Source organism: Kribbella sancticallisti, assembly GCF_039530625.1.
Classification (GTDB): domain Bacteria; phylum Actinomycetota; class Actinomycetes; order Propionibacteriales; family Kribbellaceae; genus Kribbella; species Kribbella sancticallisti.
This window is the reverse complement of record NZ_BAAAOS010000039.1, coordinates 38,601-48,982: the sequence shown is the minus strand read 5'-3', so window position 1 is coordinate 48,982 and position 10,382 is coordinate 38,601. Positions and strand designations below refer to the sequence as shown.

10 protein-coding genes are annotated in these 10,382 nt (G+C 68.9%); 3 read left to right on the top strand and 7 right to left on the bottom strand.

Translation table 11 applies throughout. The annotated features are described in order from the left end of the window. From ABD255_RS27060 to ABD255_RS27050, 3 genes are all read right to left on the bottom strand, one after another. Positions 1-1,209: HNH endonuclease signature motif containing protein (locus ABD255_RS27060; RefSeq protein ID WP_344218798.1), on the bottom strand; the 1,209-nt coding region annotated here is incomplete at its 3' end. Positions 1,210-1,756: 547 nt separating this feature from the next. Then, entirely contained in the window at positions 1,757-1,885 is a 129-nt protein-coding gene (locus tag ABD255_RS27055) for a hypothetical protein (protein WP_344218796.1), read from the bottom strand. 34 nt (positions 1,886-1,919) lie between these two features. Beyond that, the gene (locus ABD255_RS27050) at positions 1,920-2,474 is read right to left on the bottom strand and encodes an SDR family NAD(P)-dependent oxidoreductase (protein ID WP_344218794.1); all 555 of its coding nucleotides are present in this window, start codon (positions 2,472-2,474) and stop codon (positions 1,920-1,922) included. Between the two features lie 78 nt (positions 2,475-2,552). Here ABD255_RS27050 and ABD255_RS27045 point away from each other — a divergent pair, with 78 nt between their 5' ends. Together ABD255_RS27045 and ABD255_RS27040 are read left to right on the top strand one after the other, a co-directional pair. After that, a complete protein-coding gene (locus ABD255_RS27045; protein ID WP_344218792.1) occupies positions 2,553-2,822 on the top strand; it encodes a hypothetical protein in 270 nt (89 codons plus the stop codon). Between the two features lie 56 nt (positions 2,823-2,878). Continuing rightward, the gene (locus tag ABD255_RS27040) at positions 2,879-4,078 is read left to right on the top strand and encodes a cytochrome P450 (protein ID WP_344218790.1); all 1,200 of its coding nucleotides are present in this window, start codon (positions 2,879-2,881) and stop codon (positions 4,076-4,078) included. Positions 4,079-4,093: 15 nt separating this feature from the next. Here the strand turns inward: ABD255_RS27040 and ABD255_RS27035 are convergent, their stop codons facing one another. Next, the gene (locus ABD255_RS27035; RefSeq protein WP_344218788.1) at positions 4,094-5,848 is read right to left on the bottom strand and encodes a hypothetical protein; all 1,755 of its coding nucleotides are present in this window, start codon (positions 5,846-5,848) and stop codon (positions 4,094-4,096) included. A gap of 174 nt (positions 5,849-6,022) precedes the next feature. Between ABD255_RS27035 and ABD255_RS27030 the strand changes: the two genes are divergently transcribed. After that, a complete protein-coding gene (locus tag ABD255_RS27030; protein ID WP_344218786.1) occupies positions 6,023-6,922 on the top strand; it encodes a phosphotransferase enzyme family protein in 900 nt (299 codons plus the stop codon). Positions 6,923-6,974: 52 nt separating this feature from the next. Here ABD255_RS27030 and ABD255_RS27025 read toward each other — a convergent pair whose 3' ends face one another. The 3 genes from ABD255_RS27025 to ABD255_RS27015 are packed head-to-tail and all read right to left on the bottom strand — an operon-like array spanning position 6,975 to position 10,366. Next, the gene (locus tag ABD255_RS27025; RefSeq protein ID WP_344218784.1) at positions 6,975-7,886 is read right to left on the bottom strand and encodes a DUF6807 domain-containing protein; all 912 of its coding nucleotides are present in this window, start codon (positions 7,884-7,886) and stop codon (positions 6,975-6,977) included. Further along, entirely contained in the window at positions 7,887-9,038 is a 1,152-nt protein-coding gene (locus tag ABD255_RS27020; protein WP_344218782.1) for a Gfo/Idh/MocA family protein, read from the bottom strand. After that, positions 9,038-10,366, bottom strand: coding sequence for an ABC transporter substrate-binding protein (locus ABD255_RS27015; protein WP_344218780.1), 1,329 nt, complete (start codon positions 10,364-10,366; stop codon positions 9,038-9,040). The genes ABD255_RS27020 and ABD255_RS27015 overlap by 1 nt, the downstream gene beginning before the upstream one ends. Positions 10,367-10,382: the final 16 nt, after the last annotated feature.

Below are 10,382 nucleotides of genomic sequence, written 5' to 3'. Positions count from 1 at the left end.
GACGTGGACGACGCCGTTGGTGATGGTGACGGTGTAGTGGCCGTGGTGGACAGCGGTGTGGTGGGAGCCGCAGAACAGGGCGAGGTTCTCGACGCTGGTGGGTCCGCCGTCGGCCCAGTGGGTGATGTGGTGGGCATGGCATTGCGGTGGGGGCGCTTTGCAGATCACACAGCCTTTGTCGCGTCTGTTCAAAGCCCGGCGCATCGCGCCGGTGACGAAACGCTGCTCGGTGCCGACATCCAGGGGCTGGGAGTTGGAACCCAGCACGATGGGGAGGATGGCGGCGTCGCAGGCCAGCCGGCGCACGGCGGCCGCGGACAGGTTGTCGCCGTGGACGAGTTCCCCGACGGCCTGGCTGGTCGCGGTTTTCAGGTCGTTGAAGTCGATCGTGACGGTCAGGTGCGGGATGCCGGGTCCGGTGCTGGCGGTGGTGGCGGTGCCGAGGATGGTGACGAGGGCGTCGGCCTGGCGCTTGTCGCGGGGCCGCGGATCCAGTTCGCCGTCGAGGGTTTTGTGCGGTTTGGCCAGGGCGTGGATGGTGGTCTTGAACAGTTCGGCGTTCTCGTTGGCGAGGAACCCGCCGAACTTCAGGCCGTGGTCGACCGGGCGTAGCCACAAGGCTTCGCGGTGGTAGGCGTCGTTCTCGGCGGGCTCGGCGCCGTCGGTGTCCAGGGTGTTCAGGACTTGCTTGCCGAGGATGCGCAGGTCGTCAGGCGACAGGTGTCGGGCGGCTTCGACCATCTGGTCTTCGGCGACCAGCAGGTCTTCGACCGGGACCGTTGAAGGGACTTTCTCCAGTGCGGTGACGATGGCCCGTGCCTGGCCGGGATGTAATCGGACCGGCGGGAGTGTCTCGGCGGCCAGGTCGGAGTCGACGTCCGCGCTGTCGGTGTCCGTGGCTTCGAGGCTGCCGCCGGATGCGTCTGTGGCCTCGGAGAGGGCGGCGGTGACGGCTGAGTATTTGGGGAGGGCTCGGGCGAGTTTGAGGTCGCGGCGGACGTCTGCGGGGTCGAGGCGGTGGCGCAGGGAGAGAAGTTCGATGGTGTCGCGGGCGCCGAGGTCTTTGGCGTGGCCGATTTCGGCTAGCCGGGCGATCACCTGCAGGCGGTAGCTGTCGCGGAGCGCGGCTTCGGCGTGCAGTGCGTCGAGAGTGGTCAGCAGTTCGCTGCCACTCTGCATGCACGCCGGGCGCATCTCCAACAGTTCCATGGTCGAGACGATAGACAGGCACGCCGACAGTTTCCGGGCTGAGATGCCCTTGTGTGTAAGAGATTCCGTGATTGGCAGGTAGTTGTCGGGTTATCCACGGCCATGCCCCGGAGCGGGGGAGGGTTTGGCCGGATAGGGACAGGCCTGTCCACAGGAGCCGGTTGCCTACCGTTCAGGCTTGTGTTCATCTTTCTGAGGTCGGTCAGTGCTTCTACTGGCGGTGCCAGACGGTGCCTTCGGTCTCGGCCGGCCCATTGCTCCAGGGCGACGACTTCTTCGGCGGCGTTCAGTTCGCGTTCGAGGAGCCAGTAGGCGAGGTCGATGCCGGCGAGCCAGCCGCTGCCGCAGGTGGCCGGGTCGCCGTCGTCCACGATGCGGGCGTCGATGACCTCGGCACACTCGGCCAGCCGTGCATAGTCGGCGCGGTGGGTAGTCAACGGCCGGCCGTTGATCAAGCCCGCAGCGCCCAGAAGCAACGACCCGGAATCGATGCCCGCAAGCACCAGCCTATCCCCGCCGGCAGCCTTCGCGGGATGATGACAGGAACCTAAGCGCTCTTGAGAATTCCGCCGTCGATCAGATAGTCGGCACCCATGATGCTGCTCGCGCGCGGCGAGCACAGCTGCACGATCAGGTCGGCGACCTCACCGGCCTCGATCAGGCGGCCTGTCAGCATCCCCACCTGCTCCGGCAACGCTGCCAGCAACTGCTCATGCGGTACGCCGAGCTTGCGCGCGAGCTGGCCGCCGTACGCCTCCGGGTGCTTCCAGAGCGCGGTCCGCACCGGCCCCCGGTGACACCGTGTTGACGCGCACGCCCTGCGGTCCGAACTCCTCGGCCAACGCCTTGCCGAGAGCAGTCAGCGCGGCCTTCGCCGTCGTGTAGGCGACCGGCCCGCTCGACGGAATCCGCGCGCCGTTCGACGAGATGTTGATGATCGCGCCGCGCTGCCGGATCAGACCAGGCAGGGCCGCCCGGGTGGTCTTCACGGTCGCGAAGAAGTTCAGCCCGAAGATCTGCTGCCACGCCTGGTCGTGGACCCCCAGGAATCCGGACGTCGCCTCGCCGTCACCGCCTCCGACGTTGTTCACCAGCAGGTCGAGCTCCCCGAGCTCCCGCCCGGCCGCCGCGACCAGCCGCTCCGGCCCGTCCGGCTCGGTCAGGTCCACCGGTCCGACGAACGCTCCCGTCTGCCGGAGTTCCGGGGTCTGAGTCCGCGCTGCCGCGACCACTCGAACGCCTTCTTCGACGAGCCGCTCGACCACGGCCAGGCCGATCCCCCGGCTGGCACCGGTGACGAGCGCGGTCTTGTCCTTCGGGTGAAGATTTATTGGGGTTTCTCGATGAACACCACTCTTGCCAAGGGCAACGAGGTCGAGGAGATCCAGGGCCGCGTGGTCGACTCCTGCGACCGGCTGTTCCGCCGCCTGCGGGACGCCGGCGTACTGCGTGCCGACGTCGACCCGGTCTGGGCCCGCCGGGTGTACTACGCCCTGATCCACGAGGCCTGCCAGGACGCCAGCGCAGGCCGCCTCACCGAGTCCGACACCGCCGCCACCAGGTTGATCGACACGCTTCTCCGCGGCGTCGGTACCCCGGCCACCCAGCTTTGACCCGACCCGCTGGGACGGGGAGCGAAGGTTTACCTAACCCGCATAGGGTCGGAGGCATGACGGAACCGGTGCTTGACATCCCGTTCGCCGACGCGTTCCAGTTCGATCCGTCGCCGACCTTCGAGGAGTTGCGGGAGAACCGGCCGGTGGCGCGGGTGCGGACGTTGGCCGGGGCCGAGGTCTGGCTGGTCACCCGGTACGACGACGTGAAGCTGGTGCTGGCGGATCCGCGGTTCTCCCGGGCGGCGGTGGTGAAGCAGGGAGCACCGCGGGTGGCGTTGGCCAAGCCGATGCCGAACAGTCTGACCACCACCGATCCGCCCGAGCACACCCGGCTGCGCAAGCTGGTCTCGTCGACCTTCGCGCACCGGCGGATCGAGCGCACTCGGCCGTGGGTCGCGGACCTGTCCGCCAAGCTGGCCGACGATGTCGCGGCCGCGGGTGACGGCGCGGACCTCCGCGAACTGGTCGCACTGCCGTTGCCGATCCAGGTGATCTGCCAACTGCTGGGTGTCCCGTACGGCGACCGCGAGCAGTTCCGTGAGTGGACCGAGCTCGGTTACAGCATGCGGATGGCGGAGAAGGATCGCGTCGAGCAGGCGATGACGGAGCTGACCGCGTACATCGACGCGCTGGTCACCCGCAAACTCGCGAACACGGCGGCGCCGGCCGAGGACCTGCTGGACGAACTGGTCCGGGCCCGCGAGGAAGGTGACCGGCTCAGCCACGACGAGCTGATCTCGTTCGGGGTGAACCTCTTGGTGGCCGGTCACGAGACGTCGGCGAACCAGATCTCGAGCTGCGTCGCCACTTTGCTGCGCCGGCCGGACAACTGGGCGAAGCTGGTCGCGGACCACTCGCTGGTGCCGTCGGCGATCGAGGAGCTGTTGCGCTTCAACAGGTTCAGCGAGGTCGGTCAGTTGCGGGTGGCAACCGAGGACATCGAGCTGCACGGCGTACGGATCAAGGCCGGCGAGGGCGTGATGGCCGCGCTGAACTCGGCGAACCGCGACCCCCGCGAGTACGAGAATCCCGACGACCTGCGGCTGGACCGCAAGGACAACAAGCATCTGTCGTTCGGCTTCGGCCCGCACTTCTGTCTGGGCGCCCAGCTCGCCCGCATCGAGCTCCAGGAGTCGCTGCTCGCACTCCTGCGCCGCTTCCCGCAGATGAGCCTGGCCAAGCCGGCCGAGGAGCTCAAGTGGCGCCGGGTCCTGGTCAGTGGTCTAGCCGAGCTTCCGGTGAACCTCGGCTAGACCGCCCGACTCAATTCAGTTCTGGGCGTTGGCGACCAGCGTGAGGTTGCTGGTGCCGTGCTCCTTGTCGTACTCCGTCAGCAGGCGTTCGGCGTCGGACTCCGAGGAGGCGATCGCGGAAGCGAGCGTGGCGGCCGTGCGCGGACGGTCCGACGGCCAGTCGGACAGCAGCGCCCAGGCGCGCATCCGCTTCTTCTCCAGGTCGCCACCGCTGCGGCTGGACGTGGACTTCGGCTTCGGCGCGGGCCGGGACGAGGCCGGCGCGGTCCGCGCGGTGACCTCGCGGGCGACGACGGTCGGCTCCTCGACCTTGACCGGCTCCACCACGACCTCGGCCGGTACGACGGGCTCCGGCTGAGCCTTCGGAGTGGCGAAGACGGCCGGCTCCTCGACCACCGGAACCGGCGCGACCGACTGCGGAACCGCGTTGCGCACAACGCTCTTCTTCTTCGCCGGGGCCGGCCTCGCCGCGGCGGGCTTCGGCGCGGCGGCCTTCGGCGTCGCGGGCTTCGCGGCCGGGGCCGGGGCCGGGGCCTTCGGCTGTACAACGCGCGGCTGGTCGACGGCCGGCGGCTGCTCGTCCACCGGGTGCTGCACGAACGGAGACTCGGGCCTGGGCTTGGCGACCACCGGCTGCTGAGCAGCGGCCTCGGCTGCCGCCGCTTCCTCGACGACCTCGACGTCGTGGGCCTCATCCGTACTACGGTCGTAGGGCAGGTAGTCGACGGCCATCAGCTCGCCCGTCATCGCCTCTCCCCACTGCTCGTCGTCGCGCAGCGGGACTCCACCGGTCGGCGGGACCTGCTGGGCCGGCAACTGCTGGACGGGGATGTGCTGCACCGGTGGCGGCGTCGTGCCCTCGACGACCCACACGGCGGCCCGCAGATCGGTCCGCTCCTCCTTCGCCGGCTCCGGCTCGGGCTCGGGCGGCGGCGGGGAGATCGCCAGCGTCAGCTTGTTCGTGACGACCTCGTAGTTGATCCGCTCCTCGAGCATCCCGGCCAGCCGGTCGGCGTCGTACGTCGTCTCGGCGATCTTCGCGAGCCGCTCGTCCTGGTGCTCGGACCGGATGTACTCGGCAACGGTTCCGGCGATCGCGTCGCGGCGGGCGTTGTTCCGCATCTGCACGCGGGCCACCCGCAGGCTCTCGTACAGGCCGTAGCCGTGCTCCAGCGCCAGTCCCCGGGCCAGCCAGGTGACCTTGGGCTCGCGGGCCCACTGCACCACGCCGTACACCGGACCGGTGGTCGCCATCTGGCCCGCGCGGCGCAGCGCGTCGCGGCGGCGGGCGGAGCTGTGGATCAGCCACAGCACATAGGCGAACGCGGACAGGCCGCCGAAGCCGAAGGCGAGGAACCGCTCTTCCGGCCGCCAGTGGCCCACCACGTTGAAGACGAGCGCGACGATCGCCGCGAACAGCGACATGGCCCGGTAGGCGTAGGCCTGCTCACCCTTGCGCCGGCGCAGGTCGGCCAGGGCGGCGGTGGCGACGCCACCGAGTTCGATGACGGCCACCGCGGGGGTGACCAGAGCGATCTTGAGGAACGGCGAGAAGCCTTCCTCCGGCCAAGGGATGTGGGTGACGCCGGCCCAGACCTGACCGACGAGAGCGGCGGTGGCCGCGGTGGCGTAGAAGGCGTAGGCGACTTTGTCAGCACCCGTGAGGGGTACGTTGGCGAGCTCGCCAGTACTGGTGCTGGTGGTGTTCTCCTGCAAGACGTGGTCTCCTGACCGGTTTGGGCTCTCCGGCAGTTCGTCGGTGATGGTCATGCGATTGCCTCCCCAGGTGGCTGGATGAGGCTACCGGTTCCCGGGCCCTTCAGGGGAGGCGATACCGGAAACGATTCTCTACCGCTACCACTACCTCCCCCTCAACCAACCACCTCACACCTGGTATTCACAATTCGGAGGCCATCCGATCCGGATCGCACTAGCCTCGCGAAGGTGATCCCGACCCTCCGTTCACTGCCCGACCCGCAGGCCCTCGGCGACCACCTCGCCGAGGTCTACGACGTCCCGTTCACCGGCTGCACGCTGCTGCGATCACTCGTCAACGACGTGTACGAACTGGCCGCTCCGGACGCCCGCTACATCCTCAAGCTCTACCGCGCGAACCACTGGGAAGTGCCCGATATCCTTTGGGAGACAGGGCTTTCAGCACACCTCATCCGTTCCGGACTGCGGGTGCCGGAGGTCAGAGTACTTGCCGACGGCGCCGAAGTCGGAGTGCTCGACGCCGCCGAGGGCGAACGTCCGTACACGCTGTCCGGCCATCTCGCCGGGACCAAGCCGCAGCCGCCTTTCGACGACGACCTCTATCGATCTTTCGGCGAGCTCGTCGCGGCTTTCCACGACTCGACGGACGACTTCTGGTCACCGCGTCCCCGCCGTCGGCCGGTCGTCGAGAATTCACCGCCGACCGCGGAGGAAAACCTGCTCCGGGACCTGGCGGGCGCAGTACGGAATCACCTCATGCAGTACTCCGGGCAGCTGAGCCGCGGCATTTGCCATGGCGACGTCAGCCTCGACAACATCTTCGTCACCGACGCCGGCCTCGCCCTGTACGACTTCGATCTGTCGGGCGAGGGGTACCGCGCCTCCGACTTCACCGGCGTCGCAGCGACCCCACACTGGCCGGCGTTCCTCGCCGGCTACATCTCTCGTCGCCCCATCTCCGAAGCCGACCTCGCCGCCATCCCCTACCTCGCCGTGGCCGGCCGCATCAGCAACCTCCGCTTCCACCTGATCGACAAGCCCCTGATCGGCGGTACTGAGTCACGAGCTGAAGGCTGGGCCGACAGGGAACTCGACGCGCTCCGCCAGGCGGCGGACGATCTTCTCTGAGCAACGACAGCCCGGCTCTCCCCCGCTGACCCAGGTCTTCAGCGGGCGCGGGTCAGGCGGTCAACGCCTTCTGCGCCTGGGTCGCCAGGGCAGCCGAGCGCGCGTCGTCGGAGGCGCCGTCGGCGACCAGGGTCGCGTAGCGGAAGGACAGCGTCTCGCCCGGCGCGAACGGGAGCTCTTCGGAGAAGAACGGAGCCGGGCACACCGCGGCGAAGTCCTCGGAGCGGACGAACCACTGCGGCGGGTGGCGGGGGTTGTCGACGGCGTCCACGATGATGAGGCTCGACGCCCGGTCGACGCTGTCGTGCTTGCCGGAGAAGCCCATCCACGCAGCGCGCTGACCGCGCAGTTCGTCGCCACCCAGGCCTTGCGGGGCGAGCACGGTGCCGCCGGTGAAGGACCGCGGCCCGCGCCAGAACAGCCCGCCGTACCCCGCGTTCTCACGGCCGGCGGTCGTCGGGCTGCCGATCTGGATGGTGTCGCTGGAGACATTCGTCATCGAGGTCTCGTGGATCAGCACCCAGCCGTCGTCGGCGAGCCGGGTGGTCAGCGTCCGCTTCTCGTCGACGACGTGTACACCGGCCTGGGTGTGCCAGGACAGCTCGTGGGAGAAGCGGACCAGGTCGTCGGAGACGTCGAGCGCGCTCACCCGGTCGTGGTCCATCGAGCCGTTGTTGTCGAGCTGCTGGTAGCCGTGCTCCAGCGAGAAGGTCGAACCACCCCAGAAGTTCTCGTGCCCGAAGTGCGGCAGCGACCAGGCCATGCCCTTGTGCCAGACGTGGTCGTGCGGCCGGAAGACCGAGACCAGGTCACCGCCGAGGGTGCGGATGGGATGCAGGTACGGGCGCGGTGACTCGAGCGGCGGATCGGTCGGGCGGTACACGTAGGTGAACAGCTCGCGGTCGCCGGCCGTGACCTGGATGGACTTGCCGACGGCATGGTTGCAACCGAGGTTCTGCGTCATCTATCGAAGCTCCGAATCTCTTGACTGGGTTTTCTCTCGACGGGTTGATGCCCAGGGCGCGCCCAGCTCGCTGAACAAAGCCAGCTCCTGCGCCGCCTGGTCGATCCACTTCTCGATCCCCGGTACGACGGGGTGCCGCGCCTCCGGGGTGTCTCCTTCCCAGCGCACCAGGTCCGCCGGGATCTCCATCGGCGCCGGAGCGGACCGGACCGCGTCGAGCACACGCGTGAACGCACCCGTCGCGGCCAGCGGTGCGAGCAGGGGAACGGTCGGGTCGAGCCGATGGTCGAGCAGGTTCTCCAGCAGACCACCCCGCCCGTACTGCGCTGTGCCCTCGCCGACGTCGAGCTCGTCGGTGGTGTAGCGCAGTACGGCGCGTCCGGCCGAGCCCTGCACGATCACCTGGGGTGGTTCGCTGGCGGCCCCGCAGAGAGTGACGGCGACCAGGATCGTGGTACCGCGGCTGGTGCGGATCCGGACGGTCGAGGTGTCGTCGGCCTCAATCGGGTTGGCCCGGAACAACTCGGTCTCCACCGAGACCACCTGATCGGCCTGTCCCGAGCCGTCCACGAGCAAGGCAGTCGCGACCGCGTGCGCGAACGGATTCGTGACGGCGCCGTCCACCACGGCCACCCCGTCGAGCGTCCGGTGACCGGCCCAGCGGGCCCGTTGCCAGTACGCCTGCGCACGCACCCAGGTACCGGTCACGCCGATCCCCCGGATCTCTCCCAAGGTGCCATCGGCAACCATCGCGGCCAGCGCCAGAGCGCCTCCCGAGCCGTGCGCCTGGAAGCCGACCTGACAGGTGCGCCCGGTCTCGGCGACCACCGCCGACAGCTGCTCGAACTCCGCCAGCGAGGGCGCCGGCGGCTTCTCCAGCAACACGTCCGCACCGGCCCGCATGGCCGACTCGGCCAGCGGAACATGCGTGTGAATGGGTGTGCAGATCACCACCACCTCCACCTCCTGCTCGGCCAGCAGATCGGCCAAGCCGGAGTAGACGGCCACACCGTCGAGCGGCGGGTCGGGTGGCCTCGGGTCGGCGACCGCTACGAAGCGGGCGCGCCCGGCTGTTGCCAGCCGGGCGGCCTCTCGTACGTGCGACGCGCCGTGGCCGTGCACGCCGACCACCGCCAGTCGGGGCAGCGGCACTACTTGAGCTCCCCGTTGATCTCCTCGATGAAGCGCTTGGCGGCCTGGTCGGGCTTCAGCCGGCCGAACATCACCTCGGTGGTGTAGCGCTGGATGATCTTCTCCACCTGGCCACCGCCGACCGGCGGCGGCGGTGACGGCTCGCCGAGCTCCTGGGCGATGGTCTGGATGAAGGTCTGCGACGCCGCGTCGGCGGGCTGCAGCTTGGACGCGACGGCGGCCCGGATCTCGGTGTTCGGCGGCACGCCCCGCTCGGCCAGCAACAGGTTCCCGGCGGCCGTGTTGTTGGCCAGGAAACTGACGAACTTCGCCGCCTCCTCCGGGTGCTTCGAGCGCGCGGAGATCGACCAGAACATCGAGCCCTTGTAGTACGCGCCGTTCTCACTCGCCTTGCCGTTGACGCTCGGCAGCCGCAGCAGCTTCAACTGCTGGCCGGACGCCTTGCTCAGGGCGTTGAGCTGGTTGCTCCAGGCGTACGACATGGCCAGCTTGCCGGTCGCCATCCCGGACTGGTCCAGCGGCGCGCTCATGTCCTGCGAGGTGAACTCGGCCGACGGCGTCGCCTTCGCCTCCTGCATCTTCAGCAGGTTCTGGTAGAACTCGGTCACGCCGCCCTCGGTGACGCCGAGCTTGCCGTCCTTGGTGAACAGCGACTCGCCGTGCTGGCGGGCCCACATGTTCAGGCTGGCGTCGTTCGTCCCGTACGCCGCGGTGCCCCAGCCCTTGCCGTTCAGCTTCGCGCTGATCTGCGCCGCGATCTGGGTGTACTGGTCCCAGGTCCAGGTGGTGTCGTCCGGCAGCGGCACGCCCGCGGCCTTGAAGACCGCCGGGTTCGCCACGATCGTGAACGCGTTGATGCCCGCGTTCAGCCCGTACAGCCCACCGTCGAACTCACCAGCGCCCAAGGTGTCCGCTTCGAACTTGCCGGTGTCGAGCCCCTCGGCCTTCTTCAGGTCGAGCAGCGCGCCGCGGTCGGCGTACTCGCGCAGGTACTTCTCGTCCATCTGGATGACGTCGGGGGCGTCGTTGGCGGCGACCGTGGTGGCGAGCTTGTCCCAGTAGCCGGCCCACTCGCCGAACTCGCCCTTGATCTTGATGTTCGGGTTGTCCTTCTGGAAGGCGTCGATCACCTGCTGGGTGATCTTGTGCCGGGTGTCGGAGCCCCACCAGTTGAACCGGAGGGTGACGACCTCGCCGTCAGCGCTTTCGCCGCCGCCGGAGTCGCCACCGCAGGCACTGGTGGCCAGCAGGACCGAGGTCATCGCCACGGCGGCGAGAGTGCGCAGTCGCCGCCGTGGAGCTGCGCTGCGGGGTAGGAGCGGCCTCATGGTTTGCACCTTTCAG

Coding starts and splice junctions, on each gene's coding strand:
- ABD255_RS27055 (WP_344218796.1), bottom strand. CDS start 1,885: ATGCTGACAGGCCGCCTGATCGAGGCCGGTGAGGTCGCCGACCTGATC.
- ABD255_RS27045 (WP_344218792.1), top strand. CDS start 2,553: ATGAACACCACTCTTGCCAAGGGCAACGAGGTCGAGGAGATCCAGGGC.
- ABD255_RS27040 (WP_344218790.1), top strand. CDS start 2,879: ATGACGGAACCGGTGCTTGACATCCCGTTCGCCGACGCGTTCCAGTTC.
- ABD255_RS27035 (WP_344218788.1), bottom strand. CDS start 5,848: ATGACCATCACCGACGAACTGCCGGAGAGCCCAAACCGGTCAGGAGAC.
- ABD255_RS27025 (WP_344218784.1), bottom strand. CDS start 7,886: ATGACGCAGAACCTCGGTTGCAACCATGCCGTCGGCAAGTCCATCCAG.
- ABD255_RS27015 (WP_344218780.1), bottom strand. CDS start 10,366: ATGAGGCCGCTCCTACCCCGCAGCGCAGCTCCACGGCGGCGACTGCGC.